The organism is Myxococcus sp. RHSTA-1-4, from assembly GCF_020037125.1.
In the GTDB taxonomy this organism is placed as follows: Bacteria; Myxococcota; Myxococcia; order Myxococcales; family Myxococcaceae; genus Myxococcus.
Map to the genome: position 1 here is coordinate 125379 of NZ_JAIQDG010000019.1, position 21714 is coordinate 147092.

Here is a 21714-nt window from a genome sequence, read left to right on the forward strand (position 1 = left end):
CGGGCGCCCAGGCCGCGCCCCCGGGTGGAATGAACGTTCCTTCCACCGGTGTCGCCACCGCGCAGCAGCCCGCCTCCCCGGCGGACGGCACCACCGCGCAGCAGCCCGCGGCTCCCGTTGACGGCGCGACGGCCCAGCAGCCCACGGCCCCCGCCGGCACCGCCACCGCGCAGCAGCCCACCGCCCCCGCCGATGGCGCCATCGCGCAGCCTGGCGACGCTGTCCCGTCCGAGGCCACCGCCTCCGAGGGCGACGCGATGTCCGACGAGGCGATGCTCGCGGAGTCCGCCGAGCCGCCCGCGGGCTTCACCGGCATCCACGGCCGGGTGGTGGACGAGGCCAACCAGGAGGGCCTCATCGAGGCCACCGTGAAGGTGGTGACGGGCGCGCAGAAGCAGGCCCTCACCGACCTGGACGGCAACTACCGGCTGGCGCTGCCGCCCGGCAAGTACGACCTGCGCGTCTTCTATGACGTGTACCAGGGCCGCCGCATCACCGGCGTCGTGGTGACACAGGGCAAGGCCACGAAGTTGGACGTCGCCCTGAGCGCGGACGTGGGCGCGGTGCAGGAGGTCGTCGTCGAGGCCCGCGCGGACCGCCGCGCCGAGGGCGCCCTCCTCCAGGAGCGCAAGAAGGCCGCCGCCGTGTCGGACGCCATCAGCGCGCAGGAAATCGCCCGCACCCCCGACTCCAGCGCCTCCGACGCCGTGAAGCGCGTGGTCAGCGCCACCGTGGTGGACGGCCGCTACGTCCTGCTGCGCGGCCTGGGTGGCCGCTACAGCACCACGCTGCTCAACGGCGCCATCCTCCCCAGTCCCGAGCCGGACGAGCAGGCGGTGCCGCTCGACATCTTCCCCACGGCCCTGCTGGCCAACCTCAACGTCAACAAGAGCTACACCGCCGACATGCCCGGCACCTTCGCGGGCGGCGCGCTGCTCATCGAGACGAACAACTACCCCGCCAGCTTCGAGCTCAAGCCCCGCCTCACCCTGAGCGGCGACAGCCTGGCCACCTTCCAGACTCGCAACACCTATGCCGGCGGCAGCCTGGACTGGCTCGGCTTCGACGACGGCACGCGTGCGTTGCCGGACTCGGTGCCCACGGACCGGCCCCTCAACCGGCTGACGCGCGACGAGGTCAACACCATCGCCCGCGACTTCCCCAACACCTGGACGACGGGCTCCAAGCGCGCGCTGGTCAACATGGGCCTGGGCGTCTCCGTCGGCGACACCCTCCGCTTCGACAACCAGCGGCTGGGCTACCTGGCCTCCGTCAACTACAGCCACCGCGAGGTGCTGCAGCGCTCGCAGTTCATCGGCACCACGCTGGACGAGACGGATGGCGAGGGGGTCCAGGTGGACGAGAGCTCCGAGAGCGTCATGGGCGCCGAAATTGCCAGCCTCGGCGGCCTGCTGAGCGCCGGCTACCAGCCGCACCGTGACATGGAGCTGTCCGTCTTCTCGCTCTTCACCCGCACCGGCGAGAGCCGCGCCCGCGTCACCACGGGCCAGGACCAGTCCAACGAGACCTTCCGCAACACCTCCTCCGAGTACCTGGCGCGCATGCTCACCTTCAACCAGGTGCGCGGCTTCCACCGCCTGTCGGGCGTGCTGAACGACATGGAGCTCGACTGGCAGGCCAACCTCTCCTACGTCCAGCGTGACGACCCGGATACCCGCAGCCTCACCTACGAGCTGACGTCGCAGTCCGAGTACCGCTTCCGCCAGGACCCGGGCGGCCTGCGCTGGTACAGCACCCTGGGCGAGACGTCCTACGGCGCCAGCGTCAACGCCACGTTCCCGCTGTCCACGGTGCGCCTGCGCGTGGGCGCCATGGCGCAGCAGGCGGACCGCTCGCTGGACATGCGGCGCTTCCGCTTCCGGTACACCAGCGGGAACCTCGGCGTCGTCTTCGAGGGCCCGGAGGACATCTTCGCCTCGGGCAACATCGGCAATGGCATCGGCCTGGAGGAGAACACCAACGCCGAGGACGCCTATGAGGCGACCCAGGGCATCTACGCCGGCTACGTCAACGCGGACATCAGCACCCTGGACCCGCTGCGCATCGTCGCCGGCGTGCGCTACGAGGCCAGCGTCCAGAAGCTGGAGACGGGCAGCCCGTACGCGAACAACCCCTACCAGGCCACCAACACGGACCGCACCTACAGCGACGTGCTGCCGGCGCTCAACCTCATCTACGCGCTCACCCCGGCGGTGAACCTGCGCACCGGCTACAGCTACACGCTGGCCCGGCCCACCTTCCGCGAGCTGGCCCCCATCCTCTATTACGACTTCGTCCGGCGCCGCAGCGTGTCCGGCAAGCCCGGGCTGAGCGAGACGCGCATCCACAACCTGGACGCGCGCGCCGAGTGGTTCCCCGGCGAGAGCGAGGTGCTGGCCGCCAGCGTCTTCTACAAGCGCTTCCAGAACCCCATCGAGCGCATCATCGTCACGCCCGCCCAGCGCGACGTGAGCTTCGAGAACTCCCAGGGCGCCACCAGCTACGGCGTGGAGCTGGAGGCCCGCACCACGCTGGGCCGCATCACCCCCGCGCTCTCCAATGTGCGCGCCGGCTTCAACCTGACGCTCACCCAGTCCGAAATCGAGCTGCAGGAGGGCGGCCTCCAGACCAGCCAGACCCGCCCGCTGCAGGGCCAGTCCCCGTACGTGGTCAACGTCAACCTGGGCTGGCTGCGCGCGCAGAGCGGCACCGAGCTGTCCCTGCTCTACAACGTGTTCGGCCGCCGCATCTCCGACGTGGGCATCTCCGGCGTGCCCGACGTGTACGAGCAGCCCTTCCACCGCGTGGACCTGGCCCTCAGCCAGGACCTGGGCCGCGGCATGCATCTGAAGCTGACCGGCACCAACCTCCTCAACCGCTTCGTCGTCCTGAAGCAGGGCGACCTGGAAGTCCTCAAGTACCGCCCCGGCGCGGCCTTCTCCGCCTCGCTCGGCTGGAGCCTGTAGTTCCTCTCTCCGAAAGGAAGAAGTCTCATGAAGCCGACCTGGAAGAACCTGCTCCTCGGGAGCCTCGTGGCCGTCAACCTCGCCGCCTGCGGTGACGACAAGGAGGACCCGAAAGTCGAGCCCCAGCCGGAGCCGGGGGAGACCGTCGAGGTGACCCAGAACATCACCGGTGACACCACCTGGGAGGCGAAGAACACCTACGTGCTGAAGAGCCACATCTTCGTGGAGTCCGGCACGCTGACCATCGAGCCGGGCACCGTCATCAAGGGCGACGGGGGCAGCTCGCTGGCCGTCACCACCAACGCGAGAATCAACGCGGTGGGCACCCGGGAGAAGCCCATCGTCTTCACCAGCTCCAAGGCCGAGGGCAGCCGCGGCCCCGGCAACTGGGGCGGCGTGGTGCTGCTCGGCAAGGCCCCCATCAACGTCAAGGACACCAACGGCAACCCGACGACGGCCAACATCGAGGGCTATCCGGCCAGCCAGCCCGGCATCGCCTATGGCGGCCAGGACGCGGCGCATGACTGCGGCAAGCTGAAGTACGTCCGCATCGAGTTCGCCGGCTTCAAGCTCACCGAGAAGAACGAGCTGAATGGCCTGACGGCCGGTGGCTGCGGCTCGGCCACGGAGATTGACTACGTCCAGGTCCACAAGGGCGCGGATGACGGCGTGGAGATGTTCGGCGGCACGGCCAACCTGAAGCACATCCTCGTCTCCCAGCCGGACGACGACGGCCTGGACTGGGACTTCGGCTACAGCGGCAAGGTGCAGTTCCTCATCGTCCAGCAGAACCCGGAGGTGGGTAACTTCGCCTTCGAGTCCGACAACAACCCGAACGACGCGCTCAACTCCTCGCCCGTCTCCACGCCCGAGGTGTGGAACGTGACGCTCATCGGCTCCAATGCGGAGCCGGGCAAGGCGGGCAAGACGCAGGCCGGCATGCACCTGAAGAACGGCACGGCCGGCAAGATGAGCAACCTCATCGTCGCCTACTTCACCGATGGCGCGGTGGACATCGACGGCGCCGCCACGGTGAGCCGCACGACGAGCACCACCCACCCGCTCTTCATCAAGAACAGCATCTTCTTCGACAACGCGAACGTCACCTCGGGCACCACGCTGGGCGCCGAGTTCCAGCGGAACAGCAGCGGCGCGGTGGTGAACAACGACGGCGGCTTCGAAGAGGGCAGCTTCCTGATGGAGGCGAGCACCCAGAACCAGCTCGTGGACCCGCAGCTCAATGCGGCGCTGGACCTGGCGAGGCCGGACTTCTCGCCCAGGGCCGGCTCTCCGGCGCTCAACGCGGACCGCGCGGGCTCGCCTCCCTCCGACGGCTTCTTCGACGCCAACGCCCGGTTCATCGGCGCCATCGGCGCCGAGGACTGGACGGAGGGCTGGACGGCCTTCCCGGCGGAGTAACCCCGCCCTCATCGAGCCGGACCTCACGCCATGCACGGGCGGAGGTCCGGTCCCACGGCCCGGTCACACGTCACTCACGGAGGGGGCTCCGGGAGGGCATGTGACCGGGCCGTGGTTTTCGGAAGCCCCTGGCGCCGGGCCGCCCGCCCTGGTGCCGGCCGCTCCAGCGGGCCGCTCTTCCTCCCCGTGCCCGCCAGGGTTGTCCGCGCGCCATCCCCCGCCAACGTTGCTGCTGACGCAGGGGTGCATCCGGCACCGCGTCCCCCGCTCGTTGGAGGAGGAGACAGCGCTCATGGCCGACAAACCACAGGAGTCCCCGGCTTCCCGCTCGCGAACCACGCGGGGAGCCGTCCCACCCGCGGACACCTCTCCGGGGCGGGGCGGGCACGACATCGAGGTGGCGCGCCGGCCGGGGGAGCGGGAAGCCGGCGCCGGGCGGGAGACGGCGGGCCGCGTGAGGCAGATGGCCTCCGCCATGGTGGGCGGAGCGCTGCTGACCATGGGGCTCCAGAGCCGCTCGCTCGGAGGCGCGGCGATGGCCCTCGCCGGAGGCGGGCTCATCTACCGGGGCACGCGCGGGCGCACGCTCGCCGGCAGGGTGCCCGGCCTCCGCATCCGCAGGGCGGTGGTGTCGGGAGCGCCGGCCGCGAAGACGGTGCTGGAGCGCTCCATCACCATCCAGAAGCCCGCGAGCGAGCTGTACCGCCTCTGGCGCGTGGCGGAGAACCTGTCGAAGGTGATGGGCCACTTCGCCGACGTCACCACCACGGGGCCGGACCTCCAGCACTGGAAGGTGCAGGGCCCCTTCGGCCGGACGCTCGAGTGGGACTCGCACGTCGTGGAGGAGCACCCCGGCGAATTCCTTCGCTGGGAGTCCGCCGAGGGCGCGGAGTTGCCCAACGAGGGCTGGGTGCGCTTCCGCCCCGCCCCGGCGGACTGGGGCACGGTGGTGACGCTGCGCTTCCGCTTCCAGCCGCCGGGCGGCGCGCTCGGTGACGCCGCGATGAAGCTCCTCGGAGGCGTGCCCACCACGCTCGCGCACAAGACGCTCAAGCGGTTCAAGAGCCTCGTGGAGACGGGCGAAATCGCCACCACGCGACACAACCCCGCCGCTCGCGAGGGCGGCTACGCCGACTGAGGGACCTGGCCATGCGAGCACTCTGCTGGAACGGCATCAACGACCTGCGCGTGGAGACGGTGGGGGACCCGGGCATCGTCAACCCGCACGACGCCATCGTGAAGGTGACGATGTCCACGACGTGCGGCTCGGACCTGCACTTCATCGACGGGTATCTCCCGACGATGCGCCAGGGGGACATCATCGGCCACGAGTTCATGGGCGAGGTGGTCGACGTGGGCCGCGACGTGACGAAGGTGAAGAAGGGGGACCGCGTCGTCGTGCCGTCCTTCATCTGCTGCGGCCAGTGCTGGTACTGCCAGCACGACCTGTACTCGCTCTGCGACAACACCAACCCGAAGGCGGAGCTGCAGGAGCCGGTGTTCGGCTACCCGACGGCCGGCATCTACGGCTACACCCATGCCTTCGGCGGCTACGCGGGCGCGCATGCGCAGTACGTGCGTGTGCCCCACGCGGACACCGACTGCTTCCAGGTACCGGAGGGGCTGAAGGACGAGCAGGTCATCTTCCTCTCCGACGCCGCCCCCACCGGGTACATGGGCGCGGACTTCTGCGGCATCCAGCCGGGACAGACGGTGGCCGTGTGGGGCTGCGGCGGCGTGGGGTTGATGGCGCAGAAGAGCGCCTTCCTCCTGGGCGCCGAGCGGGTGATTGGCATCGACCGCTTCCCCGAGCGGCTGAAGCTGGCGCGCGAGAAGGTGGGCGCGGAGACCATCAACTACGAGGAGGTGGACAGCGTCCTGGACGTGCTGCAGGAGCTGACGGGCGGGCGCGGCCCCGACGCGTGCATCGACGCGGTGGGCATGGAGGCGCACGGCACGGGCGTCGAGTACGCGTATGACCGGACGAAGCAGGCGCTGCGCCTGCACTCGGACCGGGGCGAGGCGCTGCGGCAGGCCATCCTCGCGTGCCGCAAGGGCGGGACGCTGTCCGTCCTGGGCGTCTACGGGGTGATGGACAAGTTCCCCATCGGCACCATCATGAACAAGGGGCTCACGGTGCGCGCCGCGCAGCAGCACGGGCAGAAGTACCTGCCGCGCCTGCTGGAGCACGTGGTGAAGGGAGAGCTGGACCCGTCGTTCCTCGCCACGCACCGGTTCTCTCTGGAGGACGCGCCGCGCGGGTACGAACTGTTCAAGAAGAAGCTGGACGGGTGCGTGCGGGCGGTGTTCCTGCCCAACTGACGGCGCCCGCGTACCAGGGGCCGTCCGGGACTTGAGGTTCCGGACGGCTCGTCCCCTACTCCTGGGGCTTGAACAGGCCCTGGCGGACCAACTCCCGTGCCAGAAAGGGGAAGCGCTTCTGAAGGAATCGGAAGCTCACATCCTGATTCCGGAAGTCGTCATAGTACGCAGTGCGCGCCCGGACGAACTCGTTGTCGTTGAGGTCCAGCCTGTCAATGGTCGCCTGGACTCTCTGGCGCAGCTCTTCCGGAAGCCCGTCTCCCGGGATGACCTCCAGCGTGGAGAGTTCGAGGGCGAACCAGCCGTCCCGCACCTCGAACGGGTCGAGCACGTCTTCCAGGTCGTTCTTGCGCGCATTCATCCGGACGCACGCCAACCGGTAATTGCGCCACTCGTACGCGAGTTCTCTGCGCTTCGACTTGGGCAGCATGTGGTCGACGGAGACGCCGCCTGTACCACGCGGGATATGAATGCACGAGTAGGCGCAAACGCCTCGGTAGGCGTCCCATAGCTGGGTGGCGCACCGACGCCAGTGCGGCCTGAGCTCGCCTTCCAGGCTGGCCAGCTCCTCGCGACCAGGCTGGCGGACACATGCGTCGAAGTCCGGTGGCTCGGGCTGGGGCTGAACAGGAATCATGGGTCGATGCCCGCCGCCTCCGCCCGGGCGAGCCAGCGTGGCCAGAAGGGGTCCGTATCCTTGAGCAGCCGGTGCAGCTCGTTGTGAATACGGCGGACCTCCTCGACCGGGAGGCTCGGGTTCTTGAGCGCGGCCTTTGCCTGGGTGATGGCTTGTTCGGCCTCCACGGACCGGGGCTCCTTGAGGTCGAAGACCTCCGAGGTGAGCCACGCGTTGGCATCCCCCCGAGGACGCCAGTCCGCCTGGGTGACCTTCACCTCGTTGCCCACGAGGTCGAACATGAAGAGCGCGTCCTGCGACTCATCGAAGCGAGGTTCGATGGAGGCCAGCACCAACGGGGAGTGAGTGACGGCGATGACCTGGACAGGGACGTTTTCCTGGAGTGCTCGGACCACATCGAGCAACGACGGGAGAATGAGGCGCTGCCAGCGGGGATGAAGATGCGCCTCCACTTCGTCGATGAGCAACACGACATGGTCGGCTGTTGGTGTACGCAGAAGCCTGGCTGCCCGGACATGCTCCTCCCAGGCCCAGACCAACAGGTACGCCAGTCCGACGATGCGTCGCACAGCAGCGGATGCGTGGGTCAGCGGAACGAGCCCGTAGGGCATCTGTAACGTTGGGATGTCCCTCACGTCTTCGATACTGGTGCGCGTCGGCTCTCCCGGCGAAAGCGGCTCGCCAACGCCCGGCGACAGAACATCAAGGACACGCTTCAGGCGCTGGAAGGGCTCGGACCCGCGGATCTGCCACGAGACCCAGTCACGAATGAGGCCATTGCACAACGTCCTCCCATCTTGTGACAGGCCGTTCCACAGCTCATCCTGCGAGAACTCGTAAGATGGCAGGCTCGGCCGTTCCCGCTGCCAATCGTTGCGAACTTCATCCCAAACGGAGAATCCGCCGTCGACACGTGCGTAGATCGTCAACCCCGAATTCGAGGGTACGAGTGACACCTCCTCCGGTTTGACTCGTGGCACCGAGCAGCTGAGTTCTTCACTCCCGTGCCGTCCACTCACGGTCGCTTTGACTCTGGGACGCCCCTTCCAATCCGGCCTGGGCAGGGCGGGGACTTCATTCGAGAAACCATGCTCGGTGAGCGCCCACCACGCGAGATCGAGCACGAACGTCTTGCCCAGCCCGTTGTCCCCCGTCAGCAGGTTCAGTCGCGGCTTGAAGGTGAACGAAAGGCGCGGACCCGGTCCGACTCCCTCCAGTTCCAGACGCTCAAGCATCGCGGGCCTCCTCGGCTGGCAGAGTCATCCCAACGTGGTGGCCCACCTGCATCACGCCCTCCGGTCCTTATTGGGGCCGGCTGAGATACCGGCCGACCACGCCCTTCCTTATTTCAAAAACAGGCCAATTCTTAAAATAAGGCCGTGCCCGAGCGCTCCTTATCAAACCCGGCCTGAACACGACGATCCGGCACCTCCCTCCGCGAGGCACCGGGCCGAAGGGCACTTCACCGGAAAGCCCGGCGCTCGTGCATGACCCCGGACACCTGCCTATTCGCGGCCGGGCGGCACGACTTCCGCCCGGAACCAGCGAGGAACTGGCAAGTCCCCCCGGAACGGACGCTCCATTCCGCACATGGGCGGCCCGGGGGTTGGCATGGCGGGAAGGCGGGAGCCTTGAGCGGTGAGGACTGGCGACTCCCCGGAATGGACGTTCCATTCCGCACATGGGCGGCCCGGGGCTGGCATGCCGGGGAGGCAAGGCCATGAACGATGGGGGCCTGACAGGTCCCCGGAATGGACGTTCCGTTCCGGAGATGAGCGGCCGGGGCACGAGATGGCGGGAGTCGTGGCCTGGGAGACGGCCCGAGGCCTCGCGAGCCCTCATGCTCCGGGCAGTCCGAACATGCCCGAGATGCGGCTCCTGCTACTGCGTGGCCGCGAGAGGCAACGCGGCAGGACTCATCCGCGTCCTGAATCAGGCCGTGGGCAGCACGCCGTTGCCGGACTCGTGCGCGGCGGCGGCGAGCGCCTCGGGCGTGGCGCCGTCCGAGAACAGCGACCCACCCGTCGCGGGACGGACCTTCGGCGGACGGCCGCGGCGCTTCGGGGCGTTCTCCTCGCTGCCCGAGGCCGCCGTGACGGGCTCCGCCACCGCGCCCTCCGCCCGCGCGCCCTTGCGCGACGAGCGCGGCAGGCTGATGCCCTCCAGCTTCGCGCTCAGCTCCGCGTTGTCCTCGGAGAACACCCGCGCGTACGCCAGCGCGCGCTGGCCCTTCTGCAACAGCGCGTCCTGGCTCTCGTGCAGCGCCTGGCGCGCCGCCTCCAGCGCCGCCTGCGCCCGAGCCACCGCCTCCGCCTTCTCACGCACCACCGCCGCCGCGTCGCCCAGCACCTCGCCATCCACGTCCGGGAAGCGCACCTCCGCCAGGTCCGTGGCGAACAGCTCGAGCAGCGCGCGCAGCGCCGGGGAAATAGGGTCGTTCTCGTTCGAATCGAACATGGGCGGGCCTCCTGGCTCCGTGCGGGAAGGGCCACCCATCTGCACATAGGTTCAGTGTCAGATCAAGAGGGTACGCTGCCGGGCCGAAAAGTCGGCCCCGCGCGCGTTTCCTCCCGGACTCCGGCCACCGGCACCCTGTTCAGTGCCAGCGCACGCCGGTTCAGTCCACGCGCACCAGCGACACCTCGCGCAGCCCCTCGCTCGCGTCCACGTCCACCACGAGGTAGTGCCGGCCCACCCCGTCGAACGTCTCCGGAATCGCGCCGCCTCCGCCGGAGATGAAGGCCGGGATGCCCGCGTTGGTGAACGAGTAGTAGGAGTGGATGTGGCCGTAGAGCGTCAGGTCCACGCCCTCGCGCGCCATCTTCCCCACCAGCCCCGCCGCTTCGCCCCGGCTCGCGAAGCCTCCGCCTCGCAGCCCCACCGGGTCCTGCGGCGGCACGTGCATCGCCACCACGTGCGTCCCGTCCCGCGAGGCCGCCAGCCACCCGTCGAGCTGCTCCTCCACCACCGGGTCCAGCGTGCCGTTGCTGGAGTCCACCACCGAGAAGCGCACGCCCCGGAAGGTGAAGCTCTGGCTGCCCCGGCCCACCAGCGCCGTGTACTCCTCCGCGTCCTTCGAGAAGGTCTCGTGGTTGCCCAGCGTGGCGTACAGCGGAATCTTCGAGCCCGCCTCCAGCCGCTCCTGGAACTCCAGCAGCTCCTCCCGGCTGCCGCCCTCCGTCAGGTCCCCCGCGAAGAGGATGAAGCGCACCGAGTCGTCCCGGCGCATCCGCGCGTAGATGTCGCCCACGCGCGGCAGCGCCTCCTGCACGTCCGCCAGCGCGACGAAGCGGAACGGCTCGCGCGTCTGCCAGTCCGGCGGCGCCACGGTGAAGCGGACCGTCGCTCCCGCGCGCAGCCCCACGCGCCACGCCCTCACCGTGGGCAGCGCCTGGGGCAGGGCTTCCACCGCGAGCAGCTCGCCACCCTCGGCCTCGGCCACCAGCTCCGCGTCCGGCATCGCGTTGCGCACCGTGAGCAGCCAGTCCAACGGTGCGTCCGCGGACAGCGTGGCGCGCGCGGTGAACGCCGGCGCATTGCCCCAGAGCGTCAGCTCTCCGGCGGCCAGGTTGCGCACCGCCGCCAGCCCGTCCTCCACCTCCAGCGACATGCCGCCGCTCTCGGCGCGGCCCACCTTCGAGTCGCGCACCGCCCGATTCTCCGCCGGCCGCATGCAGCCGGCCGCCAGCAGCGCCAGCACCGCTCCCATGGCTCCCGCGCGCCTCACGGCTCACCTCCCACCGCGTAGATGAGTGACAGCCGGCCCACGAGCGCTCCGCCCGCCTGCAGCTCCGCGCCGACGCCCCAGTCCTCCGTCAGCAGCGCGCGGCCCCGCAGGCCGAAGCTGCCCACCACGCCTCCGCCGCGCGTGCGCATGCCGCCCGCGAAGTCGTCCTTGCGGTGGTCGTAATAGAGCATCGCGCTGCCCCGCACCGGCCCTCCGCGCCCCAGCCACACGCCATACCCGAAGGTGAAGAGGAGCTGCTCGGACAGGTTCCCGTCGCTCACCGCGCCCGGGTAGCTGTAGCCCTGGAACGACGCGCCCAGGCTCGCCTCCGCGAAGGAGCCCGCCAGCGCCGGACTCACCCGCGCCATGGCGTAACGTCCTCGCAGGGCCACCTCCACGCCCGACGCGGTGAAGCCCTCCGTGGGGAAGCGGTGGTAGAGGCCGAACAGCTCCGCGTCCAGCGCGGTGCCGTCCCAGCCACGCAGCGCGCGCTCGGGCTCGCCCACCAGCCGGTACGCACCACCCAGCCGCACCTGCGTGTTGCCCTCGTCCGGAGAGACTCGCGCGCTCCCCTCCAGCCGCACCGAGTCGAAGCGGGCCAGCGCCCCCAGGGAGACGAAGTGACCATAGTCGAAGGCAGGGTCGCTCACGTACTGGTAGCCCATCTCCAGCTCCAGCGGCGGCAGCGTGAGCGGAGCCTGCCCCGGGTCGAAGGCCGGCGACGTCACCGAGTAGAGGTTCGCGAGCGCGGAGATGCCGAACACGCTGAAGCCCGCCAGCGTCACCGCGTACAGCGGAGCGATGGTGCGCCGCGACGCTCCCGTGAAGGCGATGGGCACGCCCCCCAGCGCGATGAGCCCCAGGCCCGTGCCCTCCAGCGCGAAGAGCCGCTTCGCGGTGTGCCCGTCTCCCGCCAGCCACGGCCCGAGCCCGTGGAAGAGGAGCCCCGGCAGCACCGACGCCGCCGCGGGCAGCACCTGGAAGGAGGGACGCGGCTGCAAGGGAGACAGCGGAGGAAGCCCCGGAGACAGCACGCCAGCACCGGCGCCCGGCCGCACCTGGGGCGAGAGCGGCCCGGGCAGCTGGGTGGGTACGCCGGATTGGGGCGCGGATACGCCGGTGCCGTCTCCAGCCGGGCTCGCGCCGCCACCAGCGGGCACGTCGGACGCGTCCGTATGTCTCACCGGGGCGGCCTCGGGCGCTGCCGCCTCGGCGGGCGTGCCCGGGGGGACCGTCGAGACAACCTCGACCGGGGGCACCTCGGCGGCGAGCCTGTCCGCCGCCGATGAAACCTCCACGGCCCCCTCGCGCACCGAGGCCAGCGCTCCCGCCGGCGCGGCCGCCTCCAGCGGATGGACGGCGAGTCCCTGCTCGACGCCGATGCGAATGGGCGGCGCCCTCGCTGGGCGCCGGAGGTCGCTCGGCACGTCCATGCCGCCCAGCTCGGGGCCTCGCGACAGCAGGTCGAAGGCGGACTGAGCCCGGGCGGCTGACGGCGGCGCGGCCAGCACCCACATCATGACCAGGGAGGCCCACCGCGAGCGCGGGGGCGACTCGAGCACCATCGGCTTCGCCTTCCTTCTCCAGCGGGGGACGGGCCTCTCCTCCCTCCGGGCGTGCCGGCCTACATAACCACCAACCGCCCTCGCGCCCGGGGACTCGCTTGAAGAAGTGTGAAGCCACCTGACAGCCCGCCTCACTTCCCCCCGCCACCCCTGATTCCAGGGGCTTACACAACCTCCAGGGGACTACCGCCCTCACTACCCCCAGGGTCCAGGCGCCCCAGCCCACGCTCCCCGGCTCCCCGTGAGTCATCCACCTGATTCTCCAATCAGCCCCTCCCCCGGCAGATCCAATCACCCCCAGCGAAAACTTCGCGTGCGGCGCGAGCGGGTTCCGGGATTTTCTCCGGAAGGGGAGTATGCTCAACCTCCCTCATCATCTTCCCTGGCCCAGCACCCGTGGCGGAACCCAGCCCCCAGCAATTCGGCAAATACGTCCTGCTGTCCAAGATTGCCGCGGGCGGCATGGCGGTCACCTACCGCGCCCGGATGACCGGGGCGGCCGGAGTCACCAAGCCCTGCGTCATCAAGCAGATCCTCCCGCACTTCGTCGATGACACCGACTTCGTCGAGATGTTCATCAGCGAGGCGCGGGTGGTCGCGAGCATGAGCCACAGCAACATCGCCCAGGTCTTCGACTTCGGCGAGGTGGACGGCCAGTACTTCATCGCCATGGAGCTGGTGCAGGGCCAGCCCCTGTCCAAGGTGCTCCGCCGCGCGCAGAAGGCCGGCATGGGCTTCTTCCCGGAGCCGCTCGCGCTGCACATCGCCAGCAAGCTGTGTGACGGCCTGGACTACGCGCACCGCCACGTGGGCGAGGACGGCCAGGAGATGGGCCTCGTCCACCGCGACGTGTCCCCGGACAACGTCCTCATCTCCTATGAGGGCGAGGTCAAGGTCATCGACTTCGGCATCGCCAAGGCCACCAGCGTCGTCGAGGCCAAGACGTCCCCCGGCACCCTCAAGGGCAAGTACCCGTACTTCTCCCCCGAGCAGGCCCAGGGACGGCAGGACCTGGACGCGCGCACCGACGTGTACGCCGCCGGCGTCGTCCTCTACGAGATGGTGTGCGGCAAACGGCCCTATGAAGGCGAGTTCGTCGCCGTGCTGCCCCGCATCATCAGCGGGGACTGCCTGCCGCCGTCCTCCCTCAACCCTTCCGTCAGCGCGGAGCTGGAGACGGTCATCTCCCACGCGATGGCCATCGACCGCGACACGCGCTACCAGACGGCGAAGGAGATGAGCGCGTCGCTGGTGGAGCTGCTCTACCGCGACAACCCGCGCTTCACGCCCGCGCTGCTGTCCCAGCTCATGGCCTTCCTCTTCGCCGAGGAGCTGGCCGCCGAGGGCCGCAAGGCGGAGGTGACGCCCGCCTTCAAGGAGCAGCTCGCCGCGTGGCAGACGGGCGCCACGGAGCCCTCCAGCGGGCGCGCGCGGCCCCTCTCCAGCAACAACGGCCAGCGCCCCTCCAGCCCCGGCGTGCGCGCGCGTCCCGGCAGCGACGGCGGCAGGCCCGGCAGTGACAGTGGGAAGCCCGGCGGCGAGGGCGCCCCGCGCCGGCCCACCACCAGCAACCCCGCCATCCGCCGCGTGACGAGCGCCGCCGGCGGCCCCCGCCGGGGAACGAACTCCAGCATGCCCCGCCTGGAAGGCGGTGGCCGCCGCTCCGCCCCACCCGTGCCGGACCTGCCCGACGAGCCGAGCACCGACGCCGGTGGCATTCCCGCGGCCGTGATTCCCACGCTGGCCGCCCCGCGCGACACGCCGGTGGAGGTGCCCGCCGTCGACCTGGACGAGCAGGCGGCACGGGTGGCGACCAGCACCGCGCGCAACGCGCCCGCGCGCGGCCCCAACGGCTTCCGCACCACCGCCGACGATGCCCGGGAGCAGCTCGCCCGCGAGGAGGCCGCGCGCGCCTCGAAGCGGCACCAGCAGGTGCGCACGCTGAGCCTCACCCTCTTCGGCCTCGCCGTCGGCGTGCTCTTCGTCGGCCTGCTCTACAACTTCGTCTTCAAGTCGGACATCATCCCCGGCGAGGCCCAGGCCACCACCACGCTGTGGGTCACCTCCAAGCCCTCCGGCGCCCTGGTGAAGCTCAATGACCGGGACGTCGTCGGCCGCACGCCCCTCATGGTGGAGGGCGTCATCGTCGGCGAGGCCAACACCCTGGTGCTGACGCTGCCGGGCCACCTGGCCTGGACGCGGCGCTTCACCCCCACGTCGAAGATGGTGGAGCCGGTGAACGCGGAGCTGCAGCCGATGACGGCCCCCCCGGTCACCCCGCCCCCGGTGGTGCCCGTCGCCGCCGTGGAGGCGGACGCCGGTGCCGAGCTCGTGGCCGTGGCCACCGAGGCCGTCGCCGCGGACGGTGGCGTCCCCCAGGCCACGACGGAAGCGGCGAACCCGGAGGACGCCGGGGAGCCGGGGCCCGACGCGACCCTGCGCGCCATGCACGAGGTGGACTACCCCACGCGCCTGCTGGTGCTGCGGCCCATGTACAACGCCACGCCCATTCCCGAGTACACCACCGCCACCATCGACCTGAACCCGGGTGCCGCGTACTCGGTGTGGACGCAGGGCACCGCCGCGCTCGCCGAGGGCCGGGGCACGGCGTCCGGGACGGTGGCCTACTTCGCCGAGGGCGACCTGCCCGCGGACAACAGCTTCGGGCTGATTGGCGCGTCTCCCCGCACCATCAAGGGCGCCCGGAAGCTGCACGTGTTCGCGCTGGACGACAACGGGCCGGAGGACAACAGCGGCTCCATCCGCGTCAACATCCGCCAGTCCGCGTACATCCCCCCGCGCTCCGTCACCTTCGAGGCGAAGCAGCACGCGCTGCAGCTCAAGCCCGAGCATCAGGTCATCCTGCGCGGCCTCAACCCGCGCTCGACCTACCTGTTCACCGTGCGCGACGACTTCGCGGAGCTGCGCCCCAGCGCCAACGGCCGCGTGCGCCAGGTGCTGTGCGTGGAGCGCGGTCCGGATGCCGGCTCCGTGCGCGCCACCCACCGCCTGCTGGAGACGGGAAAGCGCTACCAGGTCACCGGCACCGAGGACCTGCGCTGCACCTTCCCCGACAGCAAGGTGGCGGACAACCAGGGCGCCATCGAGGTGGACATCGTCGACGTGACGGCCATGTCCCGCAAGGAGCGCGCCGAGGCCCTCAAGGGCTCGCGCCGCTCGGAACGCTAGGCACGAGGGCAAGCGGGCGAACAGGGCCCCCGCGTCTTCTCAGGGCTCCAGGCCTGCGCCGGAGCCGTGGCCCATGTGTCCGCCGCGTCACGCTCCCGCCGAGGGGGAGATGCCTACCCTCATGGGCGTTCACCCATTACGCGGAGTGTCACGATGGTGCCTGTGCTTTCCTCGGCTGCCCTGGTCCTCCACAACCTCGGCCTGGCGACCGGCTTTGGCGGAACCCTGTTCGGGAAGATTGCCCTCAACCCGGCGGTGAGGGTGATTGACCGCAAGGAGGAGCGAGGCCAGGTGGCCAACGCAGCCTGGAACGGCTTCAACATCGTCAACGCGGTCTCCGTCGGCACCGCGGCAATCACATGGCTCATCGGCCGCTCGAAGCTGTCGGGGCGGGAAATCGACCGCGAGACGCGCGGCCTGGTCATCGCCAAGGACATCCTGCTGGGCGCGACGCTCGCCCTGGGCGCGGCCAACATCTTCAGCGGCGCCAGGCTGGCGGCGCAGGCCCCGGAGGGCGCCGTGCCGGCCGAGACGGGACTCACTCCCTCCGAGGAGACGCCCTCCAAGGCCCGCAAGCTGATGAAGACCCTCGACGTGATGGGCATCGTCAATATCGCGGCCATGGCGGGGGTCATCGGCATCACCGCGCTGCTGAACATGCGCGCCGGGGCTTCCGCGAAGTGGCCGGTGGTTGCTCGCTTCCTGCCGTAAGGGCCAGCGTGGGCCGCGGGAGCATGGCGGCCCGGTTCGACAAGGACGGGAAAGGCACGTGGGCGCGGGGCCGAGGCCGGCACCGGGCCCACGGGTCTTTGGACTACCCGCCAGCTCGCGGTCCGCCTCGCCCTTGTTGGTGGCGGGGAACGTACATGCCTCACTCCTCCTCGTCCGCCATGTCGCCGGACTCCGTGTCCGCGCACCAGTAGGCCTGCATCTTCCGGAGGAATTCGGGGGTGATGGGGAAGCCGGAGCCCGAGCCCAGCACGGTGTCCAGGCCGCACTCCGGACAGAGCGCCGTCTCGTCCTCGTCCACCCACTCGCGGATGCGCTCCGGGGAGAAGGTGGCCAGACAGTTGAAGCACCCGCAGAGCGCGCTGGCCAGCACCTCGTCGCGGTGCTGGTTGGAGCGCTCGTGCGCGCGGATGTGGTCGGGAAGCCGTTCGTCCACCACTCGCTCCAGGAAGGAGACCCTGGAGCGAGTTGAGCACGAAAGCCGGGCCCCCGTCGTGTCAGTGAACGAAGGACTCCACCTCCCGGATGCCGTCCACCGGCTGGTCCTGGAAGCCCGTGAGCCCTTCACCGCGCAGCTCCAGGAGCTGCCGCACCTGCTCCAGGTCGTGGATGGGGCCCACCTCGAACGGAGGCTCCTCCGGGAGGCCCAGCGGGTCGATGGGGACGACGCCCAGCACGTCCTGGAGCCTGAACAGCAGCTCCGGGTGGAACGTGGGCAGCTGGATGCAGGACGTACACCAGGCCAGCTCGTACAGGCGCTGGAACCGCCGCTCCAGCTCCATGAACCGCCAGCCGGGCGTGACGTTCTGCCAGTCCGGCGACTCGTGGAAGTTGCCCGGGCCGCCCCCCGTGAGGAACCGGGAGAGCTGCGCGGGGATTCCGGACTCCGGGTCCACGTGCGTGAAGAAGGTGTCCGTCTCACCGGAGTGGCAGCCGTTGCACGTGTTGAGTGAGAAGTCGTGGCGCGCGCAGACGTCGAGAGGCTGCGCCGGGTCGATGACCCAGGCCTCCCACGCATACGGCATCATGTGCGAGTGGCCCCCGCGGAAGGGCTGCCCCTGGAAGGTGTACGGGACGGTGTAGCTGGAGCGGCACCGCTGCGGCAGCGGCCCGAACGGCGCCACGATTCCCGCGCGCACGGGCCCCAGCACGAAGGCGTCCGTGGCGCTGTTCCCGGTGCTCGGGTAGCGCTCGTCATCCGGCGTCTGCGCCACCGTGTGCGGCCGCAGCAGGCCGCTGGACGGCGTGTCCGTGCCCTCCTCGGGGTTCTCGTCGGTCAGCGTGAACTCGCGCAGCTCCCAGCCGTCACCAGGGCCCTTGTCCACCAGCACGTTCTCGTTCGTGCGGATCTGCTTGAGCGCGCTCTCGTTGCCCCGGCCCGGCGCGGCGCCGGAGAGGACGACGGCGTCGGTGAGGCTCTGGAGCTCCGTCAGGTACTCGGGGGTGAAGCCCGGGTAGGTGTTGAGGAGGGTCCACCTTCGAGCCCACTGCTTCACGTTGCCGCAGCCGGTGACGGGCACGCCGTACTCCAGGTTGACGGTGAAGCGCTTGCGCTCACACGTCGCCTCCGTGCGCTCACCCTCCAGCGCGGGCCGTACCAGGCCGAAGACGAAGCGCAGCTCGCCCGCGTCCCTGGGCACTCCCGTCATCCCACCACCGTACCCGCCCCGCCCGCGCCCCACGGCGCCCAGGTCCGGGCGGTTGACGATGGCCAGCAGGCGGAAGGGGGCGACGTCCAGGTCCAGCGGCCCGTCGAGGTGCACCTCGCGGCCGCCCTGGCCTTCCACCAGCCGGGCCGTCGCGCCGCTCGCCTGCATCCAGGGCACGATGACCTGCTCGAACATCTCCGAGCGGGCCTCCACCGTGTCCCCATTCAGCTCGACGTCGTTGAGCCAGAGCGACAGCCACGCGAGCACGAAGTCCTCCGCCGAGTGCCCCGAGGCCGCGGCCATCTCCCGCATCAGGTAGGCGAAGGTCCAGGGCCCGCCCCGCGTCCCCGTGTCCGTGCACGGGTCCCACGTGCGCGTCTCGTCCTGGACGACCTCCTTCGCGGTGATGAACAGCGACTGGCCCCACGCCTGCTCCGTGGAGACCGGGAGCACCGGGCAGAGGTTGAGCCCCACGGGGCGTCCGGCCTCGAACCCATCCCGGTCGAACGCGACGCCGCGGCTCACCGCCACGGGCGTCCTCCCCTCGAAGACGACGGCCCGCTCCGTGGTGTCGCCGAACACGCCGGACGCGAGCAACGCCTCCGCTTCCAGCCGCTGCTCCACCTCGGCGCCGTCTAGCTGGCCGAGGAGGCCGAAGGTGCCCTCCCCCGGACTCTCGGGGATGAGGCCCAGCGCCTCGAGCGCGTCGGAGCGGACCAGGAACTGCGGGTCCTCCGGCTCACCGACGATGCGCACGAGGCTGTCCGTCAGCGCCTCGTTCTTCGGCGGCGGCAGCGTGACGTGGACCACCGAGTCCTCGTCCAGGCCGGCGGAGGACTGGAGCCGCTGGAGGAAGCGCGAGGTGACGTTCTCCGGCGCTGTCTCCGGCAGCTCGTCCACGGACTGGATGCGGGACGTGTGGGTCAGGGCCTTCGGCCCGGATGGCTCCTTCGACTTCGAGCAGCCCCCCACCAGCAGGAGGCTTCCCGCCAGCAGCAGGGTGGACAGCGAACGGCTCCTGGGACGACACGTGTGGCTGTGCATGTTCACCTGGGTTGGAGTGAGTCGTCGGGTGCAACGGTGACTGCGTTGTTCATCCCCATCACCCGCCGCCCACCGGTGAAGGCGATGGAGCGCACGGAGGAGGGAGTCTCGTGCCGCGCGAGCACGGACAGGTCGCTGGCGCTCAGGGCGATGACTCCGACCGGGCGCGAGTTGAGGGCCAGCCAGGCCACGCTTCCGTCGAAGGCGAGGATGCGCGAGACGTCGAGCGGCTCCGGGCGCCGCGACAGGTCCTCGTATGCGAGGACGACGAGGCGCTCGCCCTCGCGCTCCAGCACGTACACCTTCCGGCCGTTCTCGATGACCAGGGCCCTGTCCCGGGCGAGCGCCAGCGCGGTGAACTGGTCGGTGGTGCCGGGCAGCTCGCCCCGCGCGACGGAGTCGATGGAGTCGCCGGAGAACCACGAGAGCATGAAGCGGGCGCTGGCCGTCGGGCCGTCATAGAAGGCCTCGCCCAGCAGCAGGTCGCCCCGGTCCGCGTCCGCCGCGAGCGTCCAGCCCGAGGGCACCACACCGTCCGGGTGTCCGCCCCGGACGAGGTCCTCGCCCGCCGGGGACAGCAGCGTCCCGTCACACTCATGGGGCAGCTCGAAGCGCCGCACGCGGTACGAGCCCGAGGACAGCAGCGCCACCTGGAAGAGCTGGCCCCGCGCGGTGGCCAGCGCCGCCGGCCCTCCCTCCACGCGCACGCTCCCGCGCTCCTCCAGGAAGCCGGTGAGGCCCGGCCGCAGGCAGCTCAGCCTCGCGGTGCCCGACTCCTGCGATACGCCGGGCTCTCCCACGCTCACCGTCGCCAGCTCCCACGTGTCGTCCTCGCCGGACCTCGGAAGCAGCCGGAGCCGCTGCGTCCCGGGCGCGAGCGCCATGCCCCCGCCGACGACGGCCGGCCCGTCCGAGGACTCGAGGGCGAGGCGGTGCACGGCGAAGGGGCCCACCGCGGTGACGTCTCCGCCCGCCCCCACCCACAGGCGCTCCAGGGAGCCGTGCCCCACACCCGTGAGGAAGCGCATCGCCCCGGACGGCTCCACCTCCAGCACGCGGCGCCACGGCTGCGCGACGGCGTGGCGCCCGCGCCCCGTCATCCCCAGCGGCGAGACGTGGAGCCCCACCTCGTCGCTCTCCCGGAGCAGCAGCGTGCTCCGCACGGGCGAGACCCCCGCCTCCGTCAGCGCATGGGACTCGACCTCGTAGGCGCGCGTGGAGCCCCGCACCCGGAACCACTCGACGAGCAGCCCCGAGTCGTTCACCACGAATCCCACGGGACTCTCCCAGACCTCCGGCGTGCTCCGCGGCGCGAAGGTCTTCACGGGCACGGGGTCCGTGGCGCCGTTCAGGTCGGCCGCGCGGAACACGTGGATGCGGCCCATGCCGCCATAAGGGACCAGCTCCTGGGCCAGCACGAGCGTGCCGTGGCCCTGGACCTGGAAGAACGGCTGCCGGGGGAAGTGCTGGCGGCCCACGAAGGGCGGAGACCGGGCCACGTCCACGGACACGAAGCCGCGCTGGGTGCCTGCGAGCAGCCGGGTGCCATCAGGAGAGAGGGCCAGCGAACGGCACACTCCCGGCAACACGAAGCTCCGCGTGCTGTCCGCGCTCAGCGCGTTGTCGGGCCCCACGCGCCAGGCCGTCACCCAGTAGCTGGAGCACGTCCAGAAGAGGTCCCCCCGGCCCGCGCCGGAGAGGATGCTGTCGCTGGCGGGGGACAGCGCGTACCGCGACAGCGGGGTGATGCGGTCTCCCGCCAGGCTCAGCAGCTCCAGGCGCTGCCGGCTCCCGACGGCGACGGCACGGTCCGCGCCCAGCGGGATGAAGAAGGTGGAGAACCGGTCCGACCAGTCCCAGCTCCCGAAGTAGCGCTCCACGTAGAGGTCGAACACCCGCTGGTCCAGCGTGCGCAGCCCGTCGGGGCTCGCGCGGACCAGGGAGACGGACATGCCGGCGCCATCGAGCCGCTCGCCAAAGAGGATGCGGTCGTCCGAGACGGCCTCCGCCAGCCCTTCCAGCGGGGGACGTCCTCCCTCGGCGGGGTCCGCGCCGTAGCTGAGGACGGTGCCGGAGGCCCAGGCCGCCGCGACGGACGTGTCCGCCGCTCCCGCGTGCATGGCGGAGCCCGGCGCACGTGAAGTCTCTTCGCCCGAGGGAGGCGCGCCCGCCGAGCACGCACAGGACAGCATGGCCAGGAGGAGCGCTCGGCTCCGTGACACCACGGACGTCATCACGTCGGGCTTGTTCATGGGTCCAGTCCCCCTTCAGCGAAGAACACCCGCGGCCCGGCTACAGGCAGCCCTGCATGAGCCGCGGCGCAACACCTGCGAAGCACACCCGCGGCCCGGCTACAGGCAGCCCTGCATGAGCCGCGGCGCATCACCTGCGAAGCACACCCGCGGCCCGGCTACAGGCAGCCCTGCATGAGCCGCGGCGCAACACCTGCGAAGCACACCCGCGGCCC

General features: G+C 70.6%; 14 protein-coding genes. 6 read left to right on the plus strand and 8 right to left on the minus strand.

The annotated features are described in order from the left end of the window. Positions 1 to 29 precede the first annotated feature (29 nt). The 4 genes from K8638_RS25280 to K8638_RS25295 all read left to right on the plus strand — a co-directional run bounded on the left by K8638_RS25280 (position 30) and on the right by K8638_RS25295 (position 6707). Complete coding sequence (locus K8638_RS25280; protein WP_223757177.1) at positions 30 to 2966, plus strand: TonB-dependent receptor; 2937 nt, start codon at positions 30 to 32, stop codon at positions 2964 to 2966. A 27-nt stretch (positions 2967 to 2993) separates the two neighbouring features. Beyond that, positions 2994 to 4385 (plus strand): hypothetical protein, encoded by a 1392-nt coding sequence (locus tag K8638_RS25285; RefSeq protein WP_223757178.1) that lies wholly within the window; start codon positions 2994 to 2996, stop codon positions 4383 to 4385. A 292-nt stretch (positions 4386 to 4677) separates the two neighbouring features. Continuing rightward, positions 4678 to 5523 (plus strand): SRPBCC family protein, encoded by an 846-nt coding sequence (locus tag K8638_RS25290; RefSeq protein WP_223757179.1) that lies wholly within the window; start codon positions 4678 to 4680, stop codon positions 5521 to 5523. A gap of 11 nt (positions 5524 to 5534) precedes the next feature. Next, the gene (locus tag K8638_RS25295) at positions 5535 to 6707 is read left to right on the plus strand and encodes a zinc-dependent alcohol dehydrogenase (RefSeq protein ID WP_223757180.1); all 1173 of its coding nucleotides are present in this window, start codon (positions 5535 to 5537) and stop codon (positions 6705 to 6707) included. Between the two features lie 55 nt (positions 6708 to 6762). Here the strand turns inward: K8638_RS25295 and K8638_RS25300 are convergent, their stop codons facing one another. The 5 genes from K8638_RS25300 to K8638_RS25320 form a co-directional block, all read right to left on the minus strand. Then, positions 6763 to 7344, minus strand: coding sequence for a hypothetical protein (locus K8638_RS25300; protein WP_223757181.1), 582 nt, complete (start codon positions 7342 to 7344; stop codon positions 6763 to 6765). After that, positions 7341 to 8579, minus strand: coding sequence for an AAA family ATPase (locus K8638_RS25305; RefSeq protein ID WP_223757182.1), 1239 nt, complete (start codon positions 8577 to 8579; stop codon positions 7341 to 7343). The genes K8638_RS25300 and K8638_RS25305 overlap by 4 nt, the downstream gene beginning before the upstream one ends. 697 nt (positions 8580 to 9276) lie before the next feature. After that, the gene (locus K8638_RS25310; RefSeq protein WP_223757183.1) at positions 9277 to 9801 is read right to left on the minus strand and encodes a hypothetical protein; all 525 of its coding nucleotides are present in this window, start codon (positions 9799 to 9801) and stop codon (positions 9277 to 9279) included. Between the two features lie 160 nt (positions 9802 to 9961). Further along, complete coding sequence (locus tag K8638_RS25315; RefSeq protein WP_223757246.1) at positions 9962 to 11053, minus strand: metallophosphoesterase; 1092 nt, start codon at positions 11051 to 11053, stop codon at positions 9962 to 9964. Between the two features lie 14 nt (positions 11054 to 11067). Beyond that, a complete protein-coding gene (locus K8638_RS25320) occupies positions 11068 to 12636 on the minus strand; it encodes a hypothetical protein (protein ID WP_223757184.1) in 1569 nt (522 codons plus the stop codon). Between the two features lie 396 nt (positions 12637 to 13032). Between K8638_RS25320 and K8638_RS25325 the strand changes: the two genes are divergently transcribed. Together K8638_RS25325 and K8638_RS25330 are read left to right on the plus strand one after the other, a co-directional pair. Then, positions 13033 to 15825: a serine/threonine-protein kinase gene (locus tag K8638_RS25325; protein ID WP_223757185.1), complete on the plus strand. Its 2793-nt coding sequence runs from the start codon at positions 13033 to 13035 to the stop codon at positions 15823 to 15825. 153 nt (positions 15826 to 15978) lie between these two features. Beyond that, positions 15979 to 16536, plus strand: a complete 558-nt coding sequence (locus tag K8638_RS25330) for a hypothetical protein (RefSeq protein WP_223757186.1) — start codon at positions 15979 to 15981, stop codon at positions 16534 to 16536. Between the two features lie 160 nt (positions 16537 to 16696). Here the strand turns inward: K8638_RS25330 and K8638_RS25335 are convergent, their stop codons facing one another. The 3 genes from K8638_RS25335 to K8638_RS25345 form a co-directional block, all read right to left on the minus strand. After that, the gene (locus K8638_RS25335) at positions 16697 to 16990 is read right to left on the minus strand and encodes a hypothetical protein (RefSeq protein ID WP_223757187.1); all 294 of its coding nucleotides are present in this window, start codon (positions 16988 to 16990) and stop codon (positions 16697 to 16699) included. A 61-nt stretch (positions 16991 to 17051) separates the two neighbouring features. Continuing rightward, positions 17052 to 19247, minus strand: coding sequence for a hypothetical protein (locus K8638_RS25340; protein WP_223757188.1), 2196 nt, complete (start codon positions 19245 to 19247; stop codon positions 17052 to 17054). 2 nt (positions 19248 to 19249) lie between these two features. Then, entirely contained in the window at positions 19250 to 21499 is a 2250-nt protein-coding gene (locus K8638_RS25345; RefSeq protein WP_223757189.1) for a hypothetical protein, read from the minus strand. Between the last annotated feature and the right edge of the window lie 215 nt (positions 21500 to 21714).